The sequence below is a fragment of the Rhodococcus sp. LB1 genome, from assembly GCF_001583455.1.
In the GTDB taxonomy this organism is placed as follows: domain Bacteria; phylum Actinomycetota; class Actinomycetes; order Mycobacteriales; family Mycobacteriaceae; genus Rhodococcus_F; species Rhodococcus_F opacus.
Genome location: NZ_LTCZ01000157.1, coordinates 1 through 23,441 on the forward strand (window position 1 = coordinate 1; position 23,441 = coordinate 23,441).

At 68.0% G+C, this 23,441-nt stretch carries 15 protein-coding genes and 2 tRNA genes; 10 read left to right on the plus strand and 7 right to left on the minus strand.

All coding sequences use genetic code 11. The annotated features are described in order from the left end of the window. Nucleotides 1–1,012: MFS transporter (locus AZG88_RS21825; protein WP_061699013.1), on the minus strand; the 1,012-nt coding region annotated here is incomplete at its 3' end. A 126-nt stretch (nucleotides 1,013–1,138) separates the two neighbouring features. On the opposite strand from AZG88_RS21825, the gene AZG88_RS21830 reads away from it, so the two are divergent. The 3 genes from AZG88_RS21830 to cmrA are packed head-to-tail and all read left to right on the plus strand — an operon-like array spanning nucleotide 1,139 to nucleotide 4,532. Continuing rightward, complete coding sequence (locus tag AZG88_RS21830; protein WP_005248270.1) at nucleotides 1,139–1,672, plus strand: PadR family transcriptional regulator; 534 nt, start codon at nucleotides 1,139–1,141, stop codon at nucleotides 1,670–1,672. Nucleotides 1,673–1,685: 13 nt separating this feature from the next. Continuing rightward, nucleotides 1,686–3,710 (plus strand): NADPH-dependent 2,4-dienoyl-CoA reductase, encoded by a 2,025-nt coding sequence (locus AZG88_RS21835; RefSeq protein ID WP_061699016.1) that lies wholly within the window; start codon nucleotides 1,686–1,688, stop codon nucleotides 3,708–3,710. Between the two features lie 18 nt (nucleotides 3,711–3,728). Beyond that, entirely contained in the window at nucleotides 3,729–4,532 is an 804-nt protein-coding gene (gene cmrA, locus AZG88_RS21840) for a mycolate reductase (protein ID WP_005248273.1), read from the plus strand. Nucleotides 4,533–4,595: 63 nt separating this feature from the next. Here the strand turns inward: cmrA and AZG88_RS21845 are convergent, their stop codons facing one another. Next, complete coding sequence (locus tag AZG88_RS21845) at nucleotides 4,596–6,332, minus strand: helicase HerA-like domain-containing protein (RefSeq protein WP_061699019.1); 1,737 nt, start codon at nucleotides 6,330–6,332, stop codon at nucleotides 4,596–4,598. Nucleotides 6,333–6,417: 85 nt separating this feature from the next. Here AZG88_RS21845 and orn point away from each other — a divergent pair, with 85 nt between their 5' ends. After that, nucleotides 6,418–7,017 carry an oligoribonuclease gene (gene orn, locus AZG88_RS21850; RefSeq protein ID WP_005261989.1) on the plus strand — a complete coding sequence of 200 codons (600 nt, stop codon included), beginning with the start codon at nucleotides 6,418–6,420 and terminating at the stop codon, nucleotides 7,015–7,017. Between the two features lie 85 nt (nucleotides 7,018–7,102). Further along, a tRNA-His gene (locus tag AZG88_RS21855) sits at nucleotides 7,103–7,178 on the plus strand. 62 nt (nucleotides 7,179–7,240) lie between these two features. Here AZG88_RS21855 and AZG88_RS21860 read toward each other — a convergent pair. After that, a complete protein-coding gene (locus tag AZG88_RS21860) occupies nucleotides 7,241–8,479 on the minus strand; it encodes a L,D-transpeptidase (protein ID WP_025432971.1) in 1,239 nt (412 codons plus the stop codon). 289 nt (nucleotides 8,480–8,768) lie between these two features. On the opposite strand from AZG88_RS21860, the gene AZG88_RS21865 reads away from it, so the two are divergent. Beyond that, nucleotides 8,769–8,841: transfer RNA gene (locus AZG88_RS21865), tRNA-Lys, on the plus strand. 153 nt (nucleotides 8,842–8,994) lie between these two features. On the opposite strand, the gene AZG88_RS21870 is transcribed toward AZG88_RS21865, so the two are convergent. Next, entirely contained in the window at nucleotides 8,995–9,216 is a 222-nt protein-coding gene (locus AZG88_RS21870; protein WP_005248277.1) for a DUF3618 domain-containing protein, read from the minus strand. Between the two features lie 161 nt (nucleotides 9,217–9,377). On the opposite strand from AZG88_RS21870, the gene bcp reads away from it, so the two are divergent. Further along, nucleotides 9,378–9,851, plus strand: a complete 474-nt coding sequence (gene bcp, locus AZG88_RS21875) for a thioredoxin-dependent thiol peroxidase (protein WP_005248278.1) — start codon at nucleotides 9,378–9,380, stop codon at nucleotides 9,849–9,851. Between the two features lie 26 nt (nucleotides 9,852–9,877). On the opposite strand, the gene AZG88_RS21880 is transcribed toward bcp, so the two are convergent. Continuing rightward, complete coding sequence (locus AZG88_RS21880) at nucleotides 9,878–10,630, minus strand: TetR/AcrR family transcriptional regulator (RefSeq protein WP_025432972.1); 753 nt, start codon at nucleotides 10,628–10,630, stop codon at nucleotides 9,878–9,880. A gap of 59 nt (nucleotides 10,631–10,689) precedes the next feature. Here AZG88_RS21880 and AZG88_RS21885 point away from each other — a divergent pair, with 59 nt between their 5' ends. The 3 genes from AZG88_RS21885 to AZG88_RS21895 all read left to right on the plus strand — a co-directional run bounded on the left by AZG88_RS21885 (nucleotide 10,690) and on the right by AZG88_RS21895 (nucleotide 13,210). Next, nucleotides 10,690–11,670: an ATP-binding cassette domain-containing protein gene (locus tag AZG88_RS21885; protein WP_061699021.1), complete on the plus strand. Its 981-nt coding sequence runs from the start codon at nucleotides 10,690–10,692 to the stop codon at nucleotides 11,668–11,670. Further along, nucleotides 11,667–12,440 carry an ABC transporter permease gene (locus tag AZG88_RS21890; RefSeq protein WP_061045772.1) on the plus strand — a complete coding sequence of 258 codons (774 nt, stop codon included), beginning with the start codon at nucleotides 11,667–11,669 and terminating at the stop codon, nucleotides 12,438–12,440. Before AZG88_RS21885 ends, AZG88_RS21890 begins: the two co-directional genes overlap by 4 nt. Nucleotides 12,441–12,520: 80 nt before the next feature. Next, nucleotides 12,521–13,210 carry a TetR family transcriptional regulator gene (locus AZG88_RS21895; protein WP_005248286.1) on the plus strand — a complete coding sequence of 230 codons (690 nt, stop codon included), beginning with the start codon at nucleotides 12,521–12,523 and terminating at the stop codon, nucleotides 13,208–13,210. 68 nt (nucleotides 13,211–13,278) lie between these two features. Here the strand turns inward: AZG88_RS21895 and acpS are convergent, their stop codons facing one another. Beyond that, nucleotides 13,279–13,671 carry a holo-ACP synthase AcpS gene (gene acpS, locus AZG88_RS21900; RefSeq protein WP_005248288.1) on the minus strand — a complete coding sequence of 131 codons (393 nt, stop codon included), beginning with the start codon at nucleotides 13,669–13,671 and terminating at the stop codon, nucleotides 13,279–13,281. Nucleotides 13,672–13,680: 9 nt separating this feature from the next. After that, nucleotides 13,681–23,004, minus strand: coding sequence for a type I polyketide synthase (locus tag AZG88_RS21905; RefSeq protein WP_061699023.1), 9,324 nt, complete (start codon nucleotides 23,002–23,004; stop codon nucleotides 13,681–13,683). Nucleotides 23,005–23,441 lie beyond the last annotated feature (437 nt).

Consider the following 23,441-nt stretch of genomic DNA (forward strand, 5'->3'; position numbering starts at 1 on the left):
CGATGATCATCGCGATCAGGGACGTCATGATCACGGTCTTCGGCCCGATCCGGTCGTCGAACCGGCCGGCGGTGAGCGCGCCGAGCGCGGAGACGACGTTGGCCGCGACGCCGAACAGCAGCACGTCACCCGCACCGATGCCGTAGACGTTGACGGCGAGGACGGCGCCGAACGTGAAGACACCGGCCAGTCCGTCGCGGAACAACGCACTCGCCACCAGGAAGTAGACGGTGCGCCGGTCGGCGGACCAGAGGTCGCGGAGATCGCGCCACAACACCCGGTACGACTCGACGAAGCCGGCCTTGTCCGCACCCGGATCCGCGTGCGGGCGGGGTAGCTCGGGGACCTTCAGCAGCACGGGAATTGCGAAGACCGCGAACCAGACGGCGGCCAGCAGCGCCACCATCCGGATGTTCAGGCCGCCGTCCGTGGTGAGGCCGAGGAATCCCCGGTTGTCGCCGTCACCGGAGATGAAACCGAAGTAGCACACCAGCAGGAGCACGATCCCACCGAAATAGCCCATCGCCCAGCCGAACCCGGACACTCGGCCGATGTTCGCCGGCGTCGACACCTGCCTGAGCATCGCGTTGTACGGGACGCCGGCCAGTTCGAAGATCACCGAACCGGCGGCCAGCAGCACCAGCCCGAGCCACAGGTACTGATACGAGTCGCGGACGAAGAACATCGCCGCCATGCATCCGACCGTCGCGAACGTGAGCACGCCGAGCGCCCACTTGCGTCGTCCTGCGGCGTCGAATCGCTGCCCGGTGACGGGGGCGAGCACGGCGATGAGGAAACCGGCGATGCCGAGCGACCACCCGAGCCACGTGCTCGCGGAGATCGATCCCGGCAGGTCCTCCCCCACCGCGTCCGTCAGGTACACGGAGAATACGAACGTGAGGATCACGGCGTTGAACGCGGCCGATCCCCAGTCCCACAGCCCCCACGCGACAACCTGTCTGCGCGTCGCGGCCTCGCCGATCCCGGCCGGCGGACGAACGTCGGTGCTCATGCCCGCGAGCCTATGCGAGCGAACGGGGAGTTCGTGCGGTCTGACGCGACGAGCGTCCCGTTCGGACGGAAGGACGTAGTGTGCACTCAGTTGCATACGCACCTCGTTGCATACATACTTCTGTTCGTGGCCCTCGAACATGCGCTTCTCGTCTCCCTGACCGAGCACTCCGGCTCGGGCTACGAATTGGCGCGCCGGTTCGACAAGTCCATCGGCTTCTTCCAGAGCGCCACCCACCAGCAGATCTACCGCGTCCTCAAACGGATGGACGAGTCCGGCTGGGTCGACGCCGAGGTCGTGGCGCAGGACGGCAGACCCGACAAGAAGGTGTACCGGGTCAGCGCGGCCGGGCGCGCGGAACTCGAGCGCTGGATCGCCGAACCGACCGAGCCCAATCACCTGCGTAACGAGCTGGCAGTGAAGATCCGCGCCGCTCAGCACGGTGACATCGCCGCACTCACGGCCGAGGTCGCTCGCCACCGCGACGGGCACGCCGCCCGGCTCGAGGTCTACCGCATGATCGAAAAACGCGACTTTCCCGCACCGGAGCAGCTCTCCGGGGCAGCCCTGCACCAGTACCTCGTCCTGCGCGGCGGAATCCGCGTCGAAGAGGGATTCGCCGACTGGTGCCAAGAAGTACTCGACGCGCTCGCACAGTAAGGACACGCCGCCAATGACTCAGTTCCCTCAGCTCCTCGCTCCCCTCGACCTCGGTTTCACGACGCTGAAGAACCGGGTGATCATGGGCTCCATCCACACCGGGCTCGAAGATCGCGCGAAGGACGTTCCCCGTCTGGCCGAGTACTTCGCCGAGCGTGCCCGCGGAGGTGTCGCGCTGATCGTCACCGGCGGATACGCGCCCAACCGGACGGGCTGGCTGCTGCCGTTCGGCGCCAAGCTCACCAACCGTGTCGAGGCCCGGCGGCACCGCGCGATCACGAAGGCGGTGCACGACGAGGGCGGCAAGATCGCCCTGCAGATCCTGCACGCCGGCCGGTACAGCTACCAGCCCTTCAGCGTCTCCGCCTCGTCGATCAAGGCCCCGATCAACCCGTTCCGGCCCCGCAAACTCACGGGCCGCGGCGTGCGCTGGCAGATCCGCAACTTCGTCCGCTGCGCCCGGCTCGCGCAGCAGGCGAACTACGACGGCGTCGAGATCATGGGCGGCGAGGGCTACTTCATCAACCAGTTCCTGTGCGAGCGCACCAACAAGCGCACCGACATGTGGGGCGGCACTCCCGAGAACCGCAGGCGGATGGCCGTCGAGATCGTCCGCCGCACGCGCAAGGCGGTGGGCCCGAACTTCATCATCATCTTCCGCCTGTCGATGGCCGATCTCGTCGAGGGCGGTCAGACATGGGACGAGATCGTCGCGCTGGCACAGGAAGTGGAGGCCGCGGGCGCGACCATCATCAACACCGACATCGGCTGGCATGAATCCCGTGTTCCCACGATCGTGACGTCGGTGCCGCGGGCCGCGTTCGCCGACATCACCGGCAAGCTCGAGAAGCACGTGAGCATCCCCGTGGCCGCGTCGAACCGGATCAACATGCCGGAGGTCGCCGAGGAGATCCTGACCCGCGGTGACGCGCAGCTCATCTCGATGGCACGGCCGATGCTCGCCGATCCCGACTGGGTGCGGAAGGCGGAGGCAGGCACCCCCGACGAGATCAACACGTGCATCGCGTGCAACCAGGCCTGCCTCGACCATGCCTTCGTCCGCAAGCACGTGTCGTGCCTGCTGAATCCGCGTGCGGGCCGGGAGACGGAACTGACGCTCTCCCCCACCCGGGCCGCGAAGCGTGTCGCCGTCGTCGGCGCCGGCCCCGCGGGACTGTCCGCGGCACTGGGCCTGGCACAGCGCGGCCACTCGGTGACCCTGTTCGAGGCGGATTCGGAGATCGGCGGCCAGTTCGGCATCGCCCGCAAGATCCCCGGCAAGGAGGAGTTCGCGGAGACGATCCGGTACTACAACCGCCAGCTTCCACTCGCCGGTGTCGACGTCCGGCTCGACAGCCGCGTCACCGCGACCGAGCTGGTCGGCGAGTACGACGAGGTGATCGTCGCGACCGGTGTGACGCCGCGCGTTCCGTCCATTCCGGGCATCGACCACCCGAAGGTGCTCACGTATCCGGAGGTCGTGCGGGGCGGCAAGCCCGTCGGGCAGTCGGTCGCCGTGATCGGGGCCGGTGGGATCGGCGTCGACGTCAGCGAGTTCCTCACCCACGAGCACTCCCCGACGCTCGACCTGAAGGAGTGGAAGCAGGAGTGGGGTGTCACCGAACCCGAAGCGGCGGCGGGCGCCCTCACCACACCCATTCCCGAACCGTCGCCGCGCGAGGTGTACCTGCTGCAGCGCAAGAGCGGCCGGATCGGCACCGGACTCGCGAAGACCACGGGCTGGGTCCACCGGGCAGCGCTGAAGAACAAGGGCGTGCAGGAACTGTCCGGGGTCAACTACGAGCGCATCGACGACGACGGCCTGCACATCACATTCGGCGCCAAGCGCGAGAAGCCCCGCACCCTCGCCGTCGACAACGTCGTGATCTGCGCAGGTCAGGAATCGGTGCGTGACCTCGTCGACGAACTGACCGTCGCCGGCGTCACCACCCACGTCATCGGCGGCGCCGACGTCGCAGCCGAACTCGACGCCAAACGTGCCATCGAGCAGGGCACCCGGCTCGCCGCGCGCATCTGACGCACTACGCTGCTGACCGTGAGCTTGCCGAACCCCACTCCCAGTGCCCGCGCCGTCGTGACCGGCGCCTCGTCCGGAATCGGCGAGGCGCTGGCGACTGATCTCGCCTCCCGGGGCCACTCCCTGATCCTCGTCGCACGCCGCGGCGAGGTGATGGAGTCACTCGCCGGGACCCTGCGCGACAAGCACGGCGTCGAGGTCGACGTGCGCGCCTGCGATCTGTCGGATCGCGACGCGCGGGCCACCCTCGTCACCGAACTGTCCGGACGTGAGATCAGCGTCCTGTGCAACAACGCGGGCATCGCCACGTTCGGCCCGGTCGCCGAACTCGATCCCGCGTACGAGCGGGCCCAGGTGGAACTCAACGCCGTTGCGGTGCACGACCTCACCCTCGCGGTGTTGCCCGGGATGATCGAACGCAAGTCCGGCGCCATCCTCATGGTCGGCTCCGCGGCAGGCAACATGCCCATCCCTCACAACGCCACATACGCGGCCAGCAAGGCGTTCGTCAACACCTTCTCCGAGTCGCTGCGCGGCGAACTCAAGGGGACGGGAGTGAACGTCACCCTCCTCGCACCCGGCCCGGTCCGCACCGAGGAGCCCGATCCGGCGGAGGCGTCGATCGTGGACAAGCTGGTGCCCGACTTCCTGTGGATCTCCAGCGAGTACACCGCCAAGGTGTCGCTCGACGGGCTGGCCGACAACAAGATGCGCGTCGTGCCCGGCATCATCAGCAAGGCGATGTCCGTTGCCGGGCAGTACAGCCCGCGCGCGGTGGTCGCCCCGATCGTCGGAACGTTCTACAGGAAGCTGGGCGGATGACCCCCGGGTGAATGTACCGTTCACCGCTGCCGAGGCGCTGAAAGGTACATTCGCCCAGCGTTTCTAGCGCCTGCGACGTTTGCCCGTCCCGAAGATACTGCGGGAGATCTCGCGCCCGGCGGCCGACGCGGCCGAGCGGAGGAAGCTCTTCACCGCGGAGTTCCCGAGAATCTGCTCGGCCATGTTCGGACCCTCCGGCTGTGCGGGCGGCGGTGCCGGCAGGTCGGGCAGCGGGGGCAGGTCGAGGCCCGGTTCCGTGGCCGGCGCTCCGGCGACCTTGGCCGTCAGCTTCTCGTACGCCGATTCCCGGTCGACGGTCTGCCCGTACTTCGCCGACAGCGGGCTCGACGACGCCGCGGCCGTGATCGCGTCGTTGCCGATGGTGTCCATCAGCGAGCGGGGAGGCCGAATCCTCGTCCACGCCACCGGCGTCGGCGCGCCCCGTTCCGACAGGACCGTGACGATCGCCTCACCGATGCCCAGTGAGGTGAGAGCCTTCTCGAGGTCGTAGTTCTCGGTGGTCGGGTACGTTCGTACCGTTTTCGTCAGCGCCTTCTGGTCGTCGGGGGTGAAGGCGCGCAGCGCGTGCTGGATCCGGGCGCCGAGCTGCGACAGCACCGCATTCGGGACGTCCGTCGGCAACTGGGTGCAGAAGAAGACCCCCACACCCTTGGAGCGGATGAGCTTCACGGTCTGTTCCACCTGCTGCAGAAACGCCTTCGACGCGTCCGCGAAGAGCAGGTGCGCCTCATCGAAGATGAAGACGAGCTTGGGTTTGTCGAGATCACCTTCCTCGGGCAACGTCTGGAACAGGTCTGCCAGCACCCACATCAGGAAGGTGGAGAACAATGCCGGGCGCGCGGCCTGGGCGCCCAACTCGAACAACGCGATCACGCCCTTGCCGTCGATCACCCGGAGCAGGTCTTCGGTCTCCAGCTCGGGCTCCCCGAAGAACGTGTCGCCGCCGTCGGCTTCGAGATTGACGAGGGCCCTGAGGATCACACCGGCCGTGGCCGGGGACACGCCGCCGATGCCCTTCAGATCGGCCTTGCCCTCGTCGCTGGTGAGATGCGCGATGACCGATCGCAGATCCAACAGGTCGAGCAGCGCGAGCCCCTGAACGTCGGCCCAGTGGAAGATCAGCCCCAGCGTGGACTCCTGAGTCTCGTTGAGCCCGAGAACCTTGGCGAGCAGGATCGGCCCGAACGCCGTGATGGTCGCGCGGACGGGAATGCCCAGGCCTTCCGTTCCCAGCGAGAGGAATTCGACCGGGGATCCCGCCGGCCGCCACTCGTCGTCACCCGTCTCGGACGCTCGGGCCGTGATTTTGTCGCCCGCCTCACCCGGCTGTGACAGGCCCGACAGGTCGCCCTTCACGTCGGCCATCACCACGGGAACCCCTGCAGCCGACAGTTGCTCGGCAATACCCTGCAGCGTCTTCGTCTTTCCCGTCCCGGTGGCGCCGGCGACGAGTCCGTGCCGGTTGACCGTCGCGAGGGGGATGCGCACCCGGGCCGCCCGATCCACGGCGCCGTCGAGAACCACGGTGCCCAGCTCCAGAGCCGCACCCTCCGAGGAGTATCCGGCCGCGATGGCCGCGGCGGCACCGGAGGGGGCGGCGACGCCTGCAGGAGCACGGTTCTCTTCAACCTCCGCGTCCCGGGCTTCCTGCTCCGCCGCCTCTGCCGCTGCCGCGGCCTCCGCCGCGATCCTGGCCGCTTCGGCGGCCGCCGCCCTCGCCGCCGCCGCCCTTTCCGCCGGAGTCGAGGTCGCGCCACCGTCCTGCGATTGCTGGGTCATCCAAGCCCTCCTCGGATCACGCACGTCGGGAGAAAGTGTCCACCGCAGACTTTATCCCGTCACTCACGTGACTACTGTGTTCCTGGTGCAGGACAAACTTGTGTGGATCGACTGTGAAATGACCGGGCTCCGGCTCGGTACCGACAAGCTGATCGAGATCGCAGCTCTGGTCACGGACAGCGAGCTGAACGTGCTCGGTGAGGGTGTCGACATCGTCATCCACGCCGACGACGACGCGCTCGCGGCCATGCCCGACGTGGTGACCAAGATGCACGAGAACTCGGGGCTGACCGACGAGGTCCGGAAGTCCACGGTCACGCTCGCCGAGGCCGAGCAGCAGGTGCTCGCCTACATCCGCGAGCACGTGCCGGTCGCCGGGACGGCGCCGCTCGCAGGCAACTCGATCGCGACCGACCGCGGATTCATCGCCCGCGACATGCCGGACCTCGACACCTACCTGCACTACCGGATGATCGACGTCAGCTCCATCAAGGAACTGTCCCGGCGCTGGTACCCGCGGATCTACTTCGGTCAGCCCGAAAAGGGTCTCGCCCACCGCGCCCTGGCCGATATCAAGGAGTCGATCCGGGAACTGAAGTACTACCGGAAGACGGCGTTCGTGGCCGAGCCCGGACCGTCTACCAGCGACATCGCCGCCGTTGTCGAGGAACTCGGGCCAGCCTGAGATACCGATTGGCTTCTCGGGCACCGGACGCGCTAGTATCTTCCTCGCCGAAGTTACTGCCCCCGGGCGGTGCCTGAAGCACATGGTGAGTGTAGTTCAGTTGGTAGAGCACCAGGTTGTGATCCTGGCTGTCGCGGGTTCGAGTCCCGTCACTCACCCCAAACGGAAAGCCCCCGGCCTCGGCCGGGGGCTTTCCTCTTTGCGATTGGTCTGACGCCTGCTGTCAGGCGTTGGCGTTGCCCGCCTTCCAGACATCCCACGGGATGTTCCAGTCACCGAGGCCGTCCGTGCCCGACAGCGTGCCGCCCAGCGTGTTCTTGACGATCACGATGTCGCCGCGCTTCGTGTTGTCGTACACCCACTTCGCGTTGGACGGGCTGAGGTTCAGGCAGCCGTGGCTCGCGTTCGAGTAGCCCTGCTGCCCCACCGACCACGGCGCCGAGTGGAAGAAGATGCCGCTGTAGGACATTCGCGTGGCCCAGTCGACGGGAGTCTTGTATCCCTGCGGGGAGTTGACCGGCACGCCGTAGGTGGACGAGTCCATGACGAGGTTCGCGAACCGGTCGCCGATGATGTAGACGCCGTTGTCGGTGGGTGTGTCGTCCTTACCCATCGACGTGGGCATCGTCATGATCACTTCGCCGTTGCGCTCGAACGTCACCTGCTTGGTGTTGTCGTCCGCCGTCGCGACGAGGGCGTCGCCGATGGTGAAGGCCGTGTGGACGTCCTCCTGGCCGAACAGTCCGTCACCGAGGTCGCGGCCGTACACGGCGACCTTGACGTCCACGGCGGTGCCGGGGGCCCAGTAGCTCTGCGGACGCCACCGCACCTCACGGTTGTTCACCCAGTAGAACGCGCCCTCGACGGGCGGATTCGTCGTGACGGTGATGCCGGCCTCCGCCGCCTTGCGGTCGGGGATGTTCTCGTCGAACTGGACCGCGATCGGCTGACCGATGCCCACCACGTCGCCCTCCGACGGCATCACGTACGGCTTGGTGACGTTGCCGGGTGCGCTGGTGGTGAACGCGGATGTCGAGGTGGTACCGCCGCCCAGTCCGTTCGCCTTCACCTCGAGCCGGTACTCCTTGTCGTAGCCCAGCGGCTCCGTGTTGACCCAGGACAACCCGTCGGGCGCGATGGCGCCGTCGACCGTCTCACCCTCCGGGTTGAGCATGGTGACCGCCGCCAGCGTGCCGTCGGCCACCGTCACCGTCACCGGCTGTCCGGGCGAGAATCCCACCGCACCATCGACGGCCGACGCCGTCAGCTTCGGCTTGATGAGCTCGGTGACCGGATTGGAATCGATCGGCGCCTCACCTTCCGACGTGACGCTGTCGGCACCGGAGACGGTGCACCCCGCGATCGACACTGCGAATACGAGTGATGCCGCCACAATCGTCGCCGTCTTCGAGACGGATCTCACCGATTGCGCACGCACGCGCCCGCCACGCCCCACACCCATGGATAACCCCACTTCACGTCCTCGCTCCGAATTCACGTTCAAGCCGGCACGTCCCTCGCCTTCGCAAGACGAATCGGCACGTCGAGACCGTGTGGTCTCCAATGATGCCAGCCACTGGAGACCGGTTCCAACCAAGCGCCGAGCCGCTCAATAACGTTCGAATATCAATCGTGACCAGCGGCGCTCTTGTTACGCGCCACCGTGCGGATCGGGTCGCCACGGGCAGTCGCCACCAGGCGATTTGCATTCCCGAGAAGCGACCCGCTAATGTTCTGTCTCGCAAGAGCGAGCGCCTATAGCTCAGTTGGTAGAGCAAGTGACTCTTAATCACTGGGTCCGGGGTTCGAGTCCCTGTGGGCGCACTTGCACGAAGGCCCCCATCCTCTCACGAGGATGGGGGCCTTTCTCATGTCACCACCATCACAGCGTGCGTGCGGGGCGGTCAGATGACGAACGGGCCGCCGGAACGTGAAGTCACTGCGAACTTCACATCCGACGGCCCGTTCGAGGGTCGTTCAGCGCAACGCTTTGCGGAGCACCAGGAGCCCTGCCACCGCACCCACGGCGATCAGTCCGTACTTGACCGCCGGCTCGTTCAGCTTGGCGATCAGCGTCCGCTTCGTGTTCTCCATGAGACGCTTCGGGTTGGTGCGGACCGTCAATTCGTCGAGAGTGCTCGCGAGCTGATTACGCGCGTTCTCGATCTCACGCTCGATGCTCTCGGTGTCCCTGGGCACGTGTCCTCCAACTTGTTCGACTGGTTCGATCAGCGAGAGCGACGCTACCGCGACGATCCCACACTTGCGTCAACCGTAGACGAGAACACGCGACCTGCGACTCCGTCTCCCCCGATCGCGCCGCGGCCCACGGTCAGACCTTCCCGGTAGCCTGACTTCTCGTGACCGACAACAGCAGACTCGCACCCGGAGACACCGCCCCCGCCTTCACACTGCCCGACGCCGACGGCAACGACGTGTCGCTCGCCGACTACCGCGGCCGCAAGGTCGTCGTGTACTTCTACCCGGCGGCGAGCACGCCGGGCTGCACCAAACAGGCCTGCGATTTCCGCGACAACCTCGCCGACCTGAACGGCGCAGGCCTGGACGTGATCGGCATCTCCCCCGACAAGCCGGCGAAGCTGGCCAAGTTCCGCGACAACGAGGAACTGACGTTCCCCCTCCTGTCCGATCCCGACAAGGCCACACTCGAGGCGTGGGGCGCGTTCGGCGAGAAGAAGATGTACGGCAAGACGGTGCAGGGTGTCATCCGCTCCACGTTCCTCGTCGACGAGGACGGGAAGATCGAAGTGGCCCAGTACAACGTCCGCGCCACCGGCCACGTCGCGAAACTGCGCCGGGACCTGTCCGTCTGATCCACGCGACGGGCGGCTGCGACTCGTCAGCCGCCCGTGAGCCGTTCGATGCCGTCGAGCATCCGGTCGAGGCCGAATCGGAAGTCGTGTTCGAGCCAGTGCGCGTCGTCGGCGTCGCCGGCATCGAACGCACCCCCGGCGATCGCCGCCCGCAGTGCGGGAAACCGCTTCTCGTCGAGCAGTAGCGGGAGCAGCCGGGCGTAGTCGACCTGCTCCACCTTCGCCGACCGTTCCAGGTCCAGCGCGAACCGCGCCCGCCCGATCACGAACAGCGAAACATTCAGCACCACTTGCAGCTTCCGGTCCTCGCTCAGGCCGGTGTCGGCCAGCGACCGCAGACCGGCCTCCAGCCACGCGAGATTGTTGGGGCCCGTCGGAGGCGCGGAGATGGTCACCTCCGGCCACCACGCGTGCGTCCGGACCGCCCGGTACTCGCCCAGCGCCCACGATTCGAGTCGGTCCCGCCAGCCCCCCGTGACGACGAGTCCGCGGGGCTCACCGATTGCCCGATCGGCCATCAGCTCCACCAGGTCGTCCTTGCTGTCCACGTAGCGGTACAGCGACATGGTGGTGAATCCGAGTTGCTTGGCGACCCGGCTCATGGACAGACCCGCGAGGCCTTCGGCGTCCGCCACCTCGATGGCGGCGTCGACCACCCGCTCGAGGCTCAACCCCTTCCGGGGGCCGCGGGTCCCCGGTTCCTCGATCCCCCAGGCCAGCCGGACGGCCTTGGGCAGGGCCACGGTGGGGTCGTCGGGGGTTTCGTTCGGTCGGGGCATGCACGTGTCCACTTCGTCGGGGTCTTGCGCTCATCCTAAAACTGCGTACGCTGCACACCATGAGTATACGAGATACACAGTTTTGCGTGTCGGCCGTCTCGGTCACCGGTTTACGCAAGGCATACGGAGACGTCACCGTCCTCGACGGAGTCGACCTCGACGTGCCGCCAGGCAGCGTGTTCGCGCTCCTCGGCGCCAACGGTGCGGGAAAGACGACGATGGTCCGCATCCTGTCGACCCTGACACCGCCTGACGCGGGCACCGTGCACGTCGCCGGGCACGACCTTCGCTGCGACCCTCAGGGAGTGCGGCGGAAGATCAGCCTCACCGGGCAGTACGCGGCGGTCGACGACCTTCTCACCGGCGAGGAGAACCTCCGGCTCATGGCCCGGCTGAGCCACCTCGGCCGCGCAGAGGGCAAGCGGCGCGCCCGCGAGCTACTCGAGCAGTTCGACCTGGTGGACGCGAGAACCCGCCGCGCAGGGACGTACTCGGGTGGGATGACCCGGCGCCTCGATCTGGCGATGAGCCTCATCTCGCGGCCCGACATCATCTTCCTCGACGAACCGACCACCGGTCTCGACCCGCGCAGCCGGCAGTCCATGTGGGAGATGATCCGAAGACTGGTCGACGGCGGCGTCACCATCTTCCTGACCACCCAATACCTCGAGGAAGCCGACCGGCTGGCAGACCGGGTCGCCGTCCTCGACGGCGGCAGGGTCGTGGCCGAGGGCACTCCTGACGAGCTGAAGCGACTCGTGCCCGGCGGTCACCTCGAGCTCACGTTCACCCGGCCGTCCGAACTGCACGACGTCGCCCAGGCCTTCGACGACGCCGTCCTCGACGCCGACCGCCTGGCCGTTCAGGTCCCGACCGACGGCAGCATCGGCCAGCTGAAGACGCTGCTCGGACGAATCGACGACCAGAGCGTCACCGTCGACAAGCTCTCGCTCCACTCCCCCGATCTCGACGACGTCTTCTTCGCTCTCACCGACAACTCGAACGCTTCTCCGATCCGGAACGAGGCCGCAGCCCGATGATCCCGAACACGCAGTCACGCCCCCTCGACGACTTCGCGGCGATGACCGGCCGCAGCCTGACGCGCCTGCTCCGCAGCCCGGACACGATGATCATGGGCGTCGCCCTTCCGGTGATGCTGCTGCTGTTGTTCGTGTACGTCTTCGGCGGAGCCATGCAGACCGCCACCGGCTACCTCGACTACGTGGTGCCCGGAATCATCCTGCTCTGCGCCGGTTTCGGATCCTCACAGACGGCGGTGAGCGTCACCGGCGACATGGTGCACGGCATCGTCGACCGATTCCGGTCCATGCCCATCGCACGTTCGGCGTTCCTGTTCGGCCATGTCGCGTCCAGTGTCATCCGCAATCTCCTCACGTCCCTCGTCGTGATCGGCGTCGCGATGATCATGGGATTCGGGCCCACCGCAGGCCCGATACAGTGGCTGGCCGCACTCGCGATCGTCGCCCTGTTCATCCTCGCCATCTCCTGGCTGGCGACGGCGCTCGGGCTCCTCGCCGGCACCGAGGAAGCCGCCAACGGGTTCACCTTCTTCCTGCTCTTCCTCCCCTACGTCAGCAGCGCGTTCGTTCCCACCGACACGATGCCGAGCTGGCTACACGCCTTCGCCGAGAACCAGCCCGTCACGCCGGTGATCGAAACGGTCCGTGGCCTACTGCTCGGCACACCCGTCGACGACACAGCTCTGATCGCGGTGTTGTGGTGTGTCGGAATCGCCTGTGCCGGCTACTTGTGGGCGATCACATTGTTCACCCGGAGAGCGGCTCGATGAGTCGTCTCCGCCAGGTGAAACCTGACGCGTCACCGGGAGGGATCTTCGGAATCCGGACGAAAGACGGATAGCCTGGGGCGGTGGAGTCTTCAGTCAGCAAGCAAGCGCCGCGCCGAGTGGACCCGGCGTTGGAGCTGCAGTCGGACCCGCAGGAACTCCTGCCCCGCAGACGGCCGACCCAGGAACGTAGTCGCCGGAAGTTCGACGCGCTGCTCACGGCATCGCGGGAGTTGCTGGTGGACGTGGGATTCGAATCGTTCACGTGCGAAGAGGTCGCCGCACGCGCGGACGTCCCGATCGGCACCCTCTACCAGTTCTTCGCGAACAAGTACGTGATCGTCTGCGAACTCAACCGGCAGGACCTCGTCGGAGTCCAGCACGAGATCGCCCAGTTCAACGGTGAGGTCCCGTCCCTCGACTGGCTGCGGTTCCTCAATTCCTTCGTCGACCACATGGCAGGCCTGTGGACGTCCGACCCGTCGAGGCGCGAGGTGTGGCTGGCGATGCAGTCGACGCCGTCGACGCGCGCCACCGGCGCCATCCACGAGAAGGCGTTCGCGGAGCAGGTGTCACGGATGCTCGCGCCGCTCACCCCGCAGACGTCGCGGGAGCGGCGCACGATGATGGCCGAGGTGCTCGTCCACGTCGTGTACTCGATGCTCAACTTCTCCGTGCAGGACAACCAGAGCCACGCGGACGCCGTCGCCGAACTCAAACGGCTGATGGTGGCATACCTGTTGGTCGCCGAGAAGGAATCGCGCTCCACCTAGGCGCTACGCGCCTGTGCGCCCTTCCGGTTGCCGGAGCTACCAGAAAGGCGCACGGGCGCCGGAGGCGCCTACAGGGACTCGATGACGGCGAACGCGCCCGCCATGTCTCCGTCGTGTGTGAGGGAGATGTGAATCTTCACATCGGTCAGATGCTTGGCGACGTCTCCGCGTAAGCGGATGCTCGGTCGCCCCCACGCATCCGTCACCACCTCGATCAGGTGGTGGATCATCTCGGGCAGCACCGGCGGGCTGGCGAAGAGAGACGTGGACCAGGCCTTGATCACTGCCTCCTTCGCAGCCCACCGGGCGGCGAAATGTCTAGCCGGATCGGAGCTCCGGGTCACGGCGTCCCGACGCTCGCCCGGTGTGAAGTTGTCGAGCATTGCCGTCCCTGGCCGGTCCAGCTGCTCGGCGAACTCCGACACCGTCACGAGATCGAAGCCGATCCCCAGAACTCCCATCCGTCGTTCCTACTTGCAGCCGGGCAGACCCGAGCTGTACACGTCGTCCGATCCCAGGCGCGCGGCCTCGGTGAGCAGGACGTCCGCCTCGAGCTGACGGGACGCCGCAGCCGGGACGCTGTCGCCGCCGAAGCGACGATCCGCCGGACGCTCGTACAGGCTGCCGCCGCCGACCATGGCCTTCGCCAGTCGACGCTGACCCTCGACGGTGCGCTTGCGTGCCTGCTCGAGGTACGCCTCACGCTTGTCGGCCGGGATGGCCTCGACGAACGCCTGCGAGTGCACGACCGCGACCATGCCCGACACGTGCCCGAAGCCGAGGCTGGTCAGCAGACCGGCCTTCAGCGGGAACTGCTCGCCGAAGCGGAGCGGCTCCCGAGCCCACACGAGGTGTTCGAACTCGGCCATCTTCTCGTCGACGCAGTCGAGGCTGCGGTTCGGCGGAACGATGCCCTGGTCCAGCACCTGGCAGAGACCGATCAGCTGGAACGCTGCGGCACCACCCTTGGCGTGTCCGGTGAGGCTCTTCTGCGAGACCACGAACAGCGGCGCACCGTCGCTGCGGCCGAGTGCCCCGGCGAGGCGCTCGTGCAGCTCCGCCTCGTTGGGATCGTTGGCCGCGGTGGACGTGTCGTGCTTGGAGATCACCGAGATGTCGTCGGCGCTGACACCGAGCTTGCCGAGGGACTGGGCGAGCTGCGAATTCGCTCCCCCACGACCCGCACCGAGCGCACCGATTCCGGGAGCCGGGATCGACGTGTGGACACCGTCCGCGAACGAGCCGGCGTAGGCGACCACACCGAGGACGGGCAGGCCCATCTCGAGTGCCAGGTCACCGCGGGCCAGCAGGATCGTGCCACCACCCTGCGACTCGACGAACCCGCCGCGACGACGGTCGTTGGCCCGCGAGAATCGACGGTCGTCGATGCCCTTGGCCCGCATGTCGTCGGTCTTGGCCGTGGCGGACATGTCACCGAATCCGATGATGCCTTCCGCGCTGAGGTCGTCGAACCCGCCGGCGACCACGAGCTGGGCCTTGCCGAGCTTGATCTTGTCGACGCCCTCTTCGACGGACACCGCGGCCGTGGCGCACGCCGCAACCGGGTGAACCATGGCGCCGTAACCGCCGACGTAGGACTGGACCACGTGCGCCGCAATCACATTCGGCAGGGCTTCCTGCAGGATGTCGTTCGGCCGGTTCTCGCCGAGCAGCGTGTCGATGTACAGCGACCTCATGGAAGTCATGCCGCCCATGCCGGTGCCCTGGGTGTTGGCGACCAGCGAGGGGTGCACCCACCGCAGCAGTTCGCTGGGCGTGAACCCACCGGTGAGGAACGCGTCCACCGTGGCGACGATGTTCCACAGGCCCACGCGGTCGACGGAGTCGGCCATGTCGGCGGGGATGCCCCACTTGGTGACGTCGAATCCGGTCGGGATCTGACCACCCACGCTCCGCGTGAGCTTCATCTTGCGGGGGACGCGGATCTCGGTGCCCGCACGGCGGGTGACCTGCCAGTCACCGCTGTCCGGAACCGGGGTCGCGACCGTGTTCTCCGGGTCGGCCTCCACGAAGGCCAGTGCCTCCGCCTCGGTGCTGACGACGAAGCTCAGGTCCTTGTCGAGGAAGACCGACGTGAGGAGCGGTGCGGTGTTCTCGACCATGGCGCCGTCGTCCGCGTAGCGGCGGATGCCGCAGCGCTCGACGACCGTGTCGTGGTACTTGTCCGCGATCTCGGCCTCCGGAACCAGTTCCCCGGTCTCGGCGTCGTACCAGCCTGCGGACGGCGTGGTCTCCCACACGACGAGTCCGGTGTTCCAGGCGAGTTCGAGAACGCCTGCCGCCGAAAGCTCTTCGTCGACCTCCATCTCGAAGCGGGTACGCGAGGAGCCGAACGGTCCGAGCTCACCGGCGCCGACGATGACGACGAGGTCCTCCGGAGCCGCAGTGACGCCGGACCAGGCCGGTGCCACCGACGCGGAGACCCGCGGCGGGGCGGGCAGAGCCGCGATGGTCTCGAGCTCGTCCGCATCCGCGTCGGCCTCGGCAGCTGCGGTCGCAGCTTCCTGAGCCTGCTTCGCCAGCGCGGGCAGGTCCAGGTTCGCCTGGGCGAGCCCACCGGTCAGATCGGCCGCGAGCGGCTCGGTGGAGGCGAGGCGACGTGCCTCGGGCTCGCACCACTGCAGCAGCTCGGTGGCCATTTCCTGGGTGGACCAGGTACGGACTCCGGCACCTTCGACGGCCTCGACCAGCGGGTCGTTGCCGCCCATGAGGCCGGTTCCGCGGACCCAGCCGATGAGAGCGTGCACCAGGGTGACGCGCTCGGCCCAGTTGCGCTCGGCCTTCCAGCGGCCGACCACTGCGTCCAGCGCGGCCTTGGCCTCGCCGTACGCACCGTCGCCACCGAACAGGCCGCGGTTCGGGGAACCGGGCAGGACCACGTGCAGGTGGGTGTCGACGTCACGGTCGTAACCGATCTTCGACAGTCCGCCGATCAGGCGCTCCACCGACCACAGGAGAACGCGCATCTCCATTTCGGCGCGGGCGCCGGCGTCGGCGAGGTCGCCTGCCACGCGGGGCGCGGCGAACGGGAACAGCAGCGTCGGGGTGACCGCTTCCTTGACGAGCTTCTTCGATCCACCGGCCGTCTCGTACTGCGCTTCACCGATCCACTCGATGAGCGCGTCGATGTCCGTGTAGGACGCCATGTTCGCGGGGACCACCCACAGGGCGGCACCGGCGCGAGCATTGCGGCGGTAGAGGTCGCGGTAGAAGCCGAGACGCTTGTCGTCGAGACGCGAGGTGGTCACGAAGACCGTCGCGCCGCCGGCGAGGAGCTTGCCTGCGACCGAGGCCGCGATGGAGCCCTTGCTGGCACCGGTGACGACGGCGACCTGGTCTGCCCATTCCGGGGTCTCGTCGGTGACGACGACTGCCGCCTCCGCGATGCGTCCGTACTTCTCGGCCAGAGCCGTGCGACCCTCGTCGGTTGCGCGGGCCTGCCACCATGCGGCCTGCGCCGCAACGGACTTGCCTGCACCGGCGAAGCCTTCGATCTCGAGAGACTCCACGCCTGCCGCGTCGATCCACAGACGAGCGAGGTCCTCACGTGCACTGGCCCAGCGGTCGTCGAGCAGGACCGCCCGCTTGGCGTCGAACGCCGGAGCGACCAGGCGCGGCCAGTCGGAACCGAGTTCCGCCGACACGAGGTCGACGAGTTCGGTGTCGGTCGGCTGCGCTGCCGTCGCCGTGTCGCCTGCGAAGCCGAGCTGCTCGAGCACGAGGCGGGCGGCCGAGGCCAGCACGCCGTCGCGGCCCGTGATGTGCTCGGTGAACTCGCCCAGTGCCGCGGCGTCGACGGTGCCACCGGCTCCGCCACCCGAGGACGGGAGGGAGACGCTGATCCCGCGGCGCGAGGCCACTGCGGCCACTGCGCTGTCGATGACGGCGTCCACTGCGGCGCCGTCGGCGAGACCGCCGCCGGCCAGACCACCGAGGTCACCACCACGGATGCTGGAACCGTCGCGGGTTCCGAGCGCCACCTCTGCGGTGACGTGGTACGCCCAGCCGTCGCCGAGTTCCCAGACCTTCTTCACACGGTCTGCGATGGCCGCCGGACGACGACCCGAGGGGCCGAAGACCTTGCGGAGGTGATCGTTGATCGAGTCGGACAGCACCGGGCCGAACGGCTTGTACGTGCGGGCCAGGGAGTCGACCGTGCCGGCGAGCGAGCCCATGTCGGCGTCAGCGGCACCGTCGATCGCGCCGAGCGAGAGCTCGGAGCCGAGGTCGACGAGCAGCTGGTTACGCCGCGAGGACACACCGTCGCACAGCGCCTCGATCGTGTCGACGGGGCCGACCTGATCGGGACGGAGCTTGGTCCACAGGCTGATCAGGACCTTGGTGGCGTCAGCGGCCTTGAACGCGATGTCGTCGGGACGCGGTCCGCCGGACGGTGCAGCGGCCGGGGCCGGGGCGGCGGCGGGTGCAGCCGATGCGGCGGGCGCCTCGGCTGCGGGTGCTGCGGGCTCGTCGTCCTCGACCGGCGCCGGATCGACGTCGGTGGAGTACACGATGGACGCTTCACGCTCGATGTTGAGGACCTCGACCGGGTAGCCGAAGCGGCCCGGCAGCTTCAGGGTCTGCGACGCGAGGTTCGCGACGGTCGGGACGGAGCCCAGACCGATCTCCACGAACCGCTCGACACCCAGTCCACCCTCGGACTCGTCGGCGAACAGCAGGTCCTGCGTCTCGATCCAGCGCACCGGGCTGGCGAACTGCCAGGCCAGGAGCTCGGTGAGGACCACGCGGGTGAGCTGAACCGGCTTCTTCGCCCAGGAGTCGAAGTCCTTCAGCACCTTGTCGAGGGGCTTCGACGGCACCAGGTCGGCGATCTCCTGCACGAACTCCTTCTTCAGGGAGAACGGCTTGGGGACCAGGTTCGGGATGTAACGCCCGATCAGGATGGCCGGGTCGATGTCCTGCGGAAGCAGTTCCTCGAGACGTCCGCGGAAGTCGTCGACGCCGCCACGCAGCACCGTCGAGTGGAACGGGACGTCGATGCCCGGGACCATGATGTACGCGCGCTTGCCACCGAAAGCCTCACGGCGGATGTCGATTTCGACCTCCAGCGCGTTGAGTCCGGCGACGGTACCGGCGATGGCGTACTGCGAGCCACGCAGGTTCAGGTTCACGATCTGCAGGAACTCACCGGTCGCCTCGGCGACACCGGCGACGAACGCCTCGACGTCGTCGTCGGCCAGACCGATCTGCGACGGGCGGATGGCAGCCATCCGGTAGTCGGAGCGGCCGGCCTCGTCGCGGGGAACGAGTGCGTGCATCGCGGAACCACGCTGGAAGACCACCTCGAGAACAGCTTCGAGAGGCAGCACACCGGCGACGGCGGCGAGAGCGTTGTACTCACCGACCGAGTGGCCTGCGAGCAGGGCACCCTCGACGAAGGCACCGGACTCGCGGAGCTCGGCGACCTGAGCCACACCGAGCGTCGCCATCGCGACCTGGGTGAACTGGGTCAGGTGCAGGACGCCGTCCGGGTGCTTGTGCTCGACACCGCGGGCCTTGACGACCGTCGGGTTGTCGCGGACCACGGCGAGGATCGAGAAGCCGAGGGCCTTGCGGGTGTGCTTGTCGGCGCGGTCCCAGATCTCACGGGCGGCCTTGGAGCGGGCGCGGGCGTCGAGGCCCATGCCGGGACGCTGGATGCCCTGTCCGGGGAACGCGTAGACGGTCTTCGGGGCGGCGGTGCGACCCGTTGCGACCATCACCAGTTCACCGTCGATACGGCAACCGACCTCGACGATCTCGGCGCCACGGTCCACCGCGATGCGGTCGACGCGGACATCGATCTCGGCGCCCGGGCGAACCATGCCCAGGAAGCGTGCGGTCCAGGCGGTGAGGCGACGCGGCGGCGTCTTGGTCTCGGCCGGATCCACGGCGGTGACGACCTGCTGAGCAGCGGCGGAGAGCCACATGCCGTGCACGATCGGGCTGCCGAGGCCGGCGAGCAGTGCCGCGTTGTCGGAGGTGTGGATCGGGTTGTGGTCGCCCGACACCTGGGCGAAGGAGCCCATGTTGCGGGGAGCGACGATCGTGGTGTCGCGGCGACGACGACGCGGGGTGTCGACGGCCTCGTCACTCAGCGAGCCACCGGCGCGGGCCGGGTCGGACAGTTCGCCCTTGCCGGTGCGGCCGCGGATCGCGAAGCGCTCCGACAGAGTGACGACGGCAGGCGCGTCCAGGCCCTCGCCGAGCATGGCGCCGACCTCGACCTTGACCTCGACGACGCGGCCCAGGTCGGTGTCGAGAACCGAGGCGACCTCGGCCTTGACGACGAGAATGCTGGTCTCCGAAGGCAGTTCGCCGACGAAATCGACACCGTGGTCCAGGTGGACCAGGTCGAGCATGCCCTCGATGACGGACAGCGAGTCTTCGGTCTTGGCAGCACCGAGCACGGCGAACACGGCCGGCCAGCAAGCGCCGACGACCACGTCCGGGACGGCCTTGCCGCTGACGCTCAGCGTCGTGGGCAGACCCGAGCCGGTGACACCGGCATGGTCGGCGACCAGGTCGGGCGTCCAGGCGAGGTTGAGGCGTGCGACACCATTCTTGACGGCGGGCAGTTCCTGACCGGCAGCGACCGCGAGGAGTGCGGTCATCGACTTCTCGGCGTCGGCCTCGGTGACCACGGGAGCGCCACCGTCCGCGACGGACGCGGGAACGGTGATGATGATCTGGACGGACTTGGCTGCCACCAGCGGGACGGTGAGGAGCACCTGCTGGTCGTCGATGACGGACAGCTCGGCACCGGTGGTCTCGTGCACCGCGAGGGTGTCGGACTCGATCGACCACTTGTCGAGGTCACCGAGCCGGCGAACCGGGTTCAGCGTCAGGCGCGAGGCCCACTGGATGTCGGGAGCCGACAGCACGGTGTCGAGGAGGCCGCGGGCGATGTCCGCGTGACGACGTGCGGGCAGCGACAGCGGCGCGACACCGGCGGTGACCAGCTCGTCGTACGTGGCCTTCTCGAAGCGGTCCAGCAGCTCGCCGACAGGCTCGTCGACGCGCGTGATGCCGGCGACGGCGACGGTGCCGGGGATGACGCAGACCTGGTCGGCCGTGTAGCGGGGATCGTGTGCCTGCCACAGCGAGTCGGAACGCCACCAGCGGCGGACGTCACCGTCGACGACGGGCACGAAGTTGACCGGCTTGCCGGGGGTCTTGCACAGCGAGACGAAGAAGGAGACGTCGGCGGGGTGCAGAACCGTGGTGGCGTAGTCGGGGTACTGCGCCTGCAGGGCGCAGACGGCTGCCTCGGGACGCTCGAGAATCGCGTCGTCGGCGAACAGGGTGGGGATGGGGCCACGGTCGACCGGGTGCAGACGCGACTCGGTGCGCTGCAGCATCTCACCGAAGCGCGCACGCCAGGTGATGTCGAGCCACGGGCTCGAGGTGGCCTCGGTGATGGCGTCCTGGACGTCGGTGCCGCAGTCGAATGCCTTCGCCGCGTCGATGCCGACAGCCAGCTCGAGGTAGCGGCGCAGCCACTGCTCGTACGTCATGGTCGCGACGTCGCCGAAGTACGGCTTCGCCGTGATGTTCAGTGCCTCGATGATCTCGTCGCGACGCTCGGCGACGGCGTCGGCGTCACCGGCGACCTCGTCGAGCAGACGGCCGGTGCGGGACGCGGCGTTGTCGATCTCGTGGATGTCGGCGCCGAGCTGGCTACGGCCGGAGGCCATGCCGCCCTCGGCGGTGCCTGCTCCGACCCAGTCCGGAGTACCGGGGGTGTCGACGAGGAGCTGCTTCACCTCGGCAGAGGTGGTCGCCTCGAGGGTGGCCATGGCGGCGGTGCCGACCAGGATGCCGTCGAGCGGCATGGCCGGGAAGCCGTGTGCAACGGACCAGCGGCCGGTCAGGTAGTCGGCAGCCTGCTCGGGCGTGCCGATGCCGCCACCGACGCACAGGACCAGGTTCGGCCGGGTACGCAGCTCGGCGTAGGTGTCGAGGAGCAGGTCGTCCAGGTCTTCCCACGAGTGGTGGCCACCGGCGCGGCCGCCCTCGATGTGGGCGATGACGGGGAACGAGGGAACCTCGTTGGCGATGCGGATGACCGAGCGGATCTGCGCGACCGTGCCCGGCTTGAACGCGACGTAGCTGAAACCGGCATCGGTGAGGTCGCCGATGATCGAGACGGCGTCCTCGAGCTCGGGGATACCGGCGGTGACGACGACACCGTCGAACGGGGCACCCGCGGCGCGGGCCTTCGGCACGAGGCGCTTGCCACCGACGTGAAGCTTCCACAGGTAGGGGTCGAGGAACATCGAGTTGAACTGCACGGCGCGGCCCGGCTCGAGCAGCCCGGTGAGCTTCTCGACGTTGTCGGCGAAGATCTGCTCGGTGACCTGGCCACCGCCGGCGAGCTCGGCCCAGTGGCCTGCGTTGGCTGCTGCGGCGACGATCGTCGGGTCGACCGTGGTCGGGGTCATGCCGGCGAGCAGGATCGGCGAACGACCGGTCAGCTTCGTGAATGCGGTCTCGACGCCGATGCGGCCGCCCGGCAGCGACACCGGCTTCGGGAGGAACTCGGTCCACGCGGCGGGAACCTCGGGGGTTGCGCCGGGGGTGAGCAGGTTGCGGTGACCGCCACGGGTCGCGGCGGCGACGATGCCGACGCCCTGGCCGCGGACACTGGCCGACGTCATACGGGTGAGGAGGTCACCGGGTCCGAGATCGAGGATCCACGCGGCACCGGCTTCGAGGGTGCTGTCGACGGCGGCGACCCAGTCGACGGGATCGACGAGGCAGGCGCTCGTGAGAGCGCGGGCCTTCTCCTCGTCGAGACCGCAGCGCACGGCCCACTGGCCGACGATGTCGATCGTCTCCGCGAGTGCGGGGTGGTGGAAGCCGATCTCGACCGCGAGGGACTCGAAGACGGGCGCGAAGATGGAGCCGCCACGCTTCTTGGCGTCGCGCTCACGGGCCTCGTCGGCCTCGATCTGCTCGCACCGCTGCTGGACGCGTGCCAGCTGGGCGGGCGGGCCGGACAGCACGACGCGGCGACGGGCGTTACGGATGCCGAGGACGGCAGCACGCTCGGGCTCGAGGCCCTCGGCGAGCTCCTCGACGATCTGACGGAGTCGTTCCGGGTCGACGTTGGAGACAGCCAGCATCGGGGTGGAGTCGGCGGCGGCAATCACTCCGCGACGACGGCCGACGAGGCCGGCGGCCGCACCGATGAGCTGAGCGAGGGCGAGGAGTTCGCCGTCCTTCTGACCCGAGGAGGCAACGGCCTCCGCGGCGAGGAGTCCCTGGGAGTGGCCGATCACCGACACGGGAGCCGTAACCGCGGGATCGAGGCCCTGAGCAGCCAGCGCACGCAACGCTGCGATCTGGGTGAGGAAGACGCCGGGGAGAGACACCGCCGCCGAGGTGAGCGCTGCCGCGGAGGGTCCGGCCGCCTGGGCGCCGTCCTCTTCGTCGGCGAGTTCCTGCTCGAGGATCCACGCGATGGGGTCGAATCCGACCGGGCGCACGACGAGGAGTTCCTGCGCCACGGGGGCCAGGTAGTCGGCCGCGTCGTTGACGATCGTGGTGAGTGCCGGCTCGAGTCCGTTGTCGCGGCTCAGTTCCTCCAGCGAGCTCAGCCAGGGTGCACCCTGACCACCGAAGGCGAGCGCGTACGGCTCACCTCCGAGCAGACGATCCACGAGGGTGCCCTTGCTCGACGACCGAGTGTCGTCCCGGTCTACGCCGATGCGCCGCGAACCCTTCGAGTTTTTTCCGTTTCCTGCGGGTGTCGTGTCGTCAATCGTCACGCGTATGTCCTCTCCTGGTCCCCTCTGGGGGGAGGTGGGGATAGTGTCTGCCGCCCTCGGCATCGTGTGCCAGCTGTATCGGCTCTGATCAGCTCTTCCGGGCTGTTCAAGGTTGACACAGAATCATGAGGATTTCCTCACGTTCACGAGCCGCCCCGGTGTCACAGCCGTGCATCGGAGAAATATCGCGTGATGTCCCTCACAGATCTCCCGCGAAGTGACCGGTGGGTAGATCGCGTCCGCGCTGTACGGAGGCGGTGCAAGGACGTCCAAGAACCTGAGGAAAGCCTCATATTAATCGTTATCAATCTGTTACCACCTTGACGAAGCCCCAGGTTCATGCAGGTCCGCGCCCCCGAATCCGGGTCCGCGCCCAGCGAAAGCGAACCTGTCGGACCCTCGCACTAATGTTCGAATCCAGGAACTGCCGACAGCCA

What these genes read in the sequence shown, in the direction of transcription:
- AZG88_RS21860 (WP_025432971.1), bottom strand. Translation starts at nt 8,479, where the DNA reads ATGGGTGTGGGGCGTGGCGGGCGCGTGCGTGCGCAATCGGTGAGATCC.
- acpS (WP_005248288.1), bottom strand. Translation starts at nt 13,671, where the DNA reads ATGGGAGTTCTGGGGATCGGCTTCGATCTCGTGACGGTGTCGGAGTTC.
- AZG88_RS21845 (WP_061699019.1), bottom strand. Translation starts at nt 6,332, where the DNA reads ATGACCCAGCAATCGCAGGACGGTGGCGCGACCTCGACTCCGGCGGAA.
- AZG88_RS21890 (WP_061045772.1), top strand. Translation starts at nt 11,667, where the DNA reads ATGATCCCGAACACGCAGTCACGCCCCCTCGACGACTTCGCGGCGATG.
- AZG88_RS21885 (WP_061699021.1), top strand. Translation starts at nt 10,690, where the DNA reads ATGAGTATACGAGATACACAGTTTTGCGTGTCGGCCGTCTCGGTCACC.
- AZG88_RS21835 (WP_061699016.1), top strand. Translation starts at nt 1,686, where the DNA reads ATGACTCAGTTCCCTCAGCTCCTCGCTCCCCTCGACCTCGGTTTCACG.
- AZG88_RS21880 (WP_025432972.1), bottom strand. Translation starts at nt 10,630, where the DNA reads ATGCCCCGACCGAACGAAACCCCCGACGACCCCACCGTGGCCCTGCCC.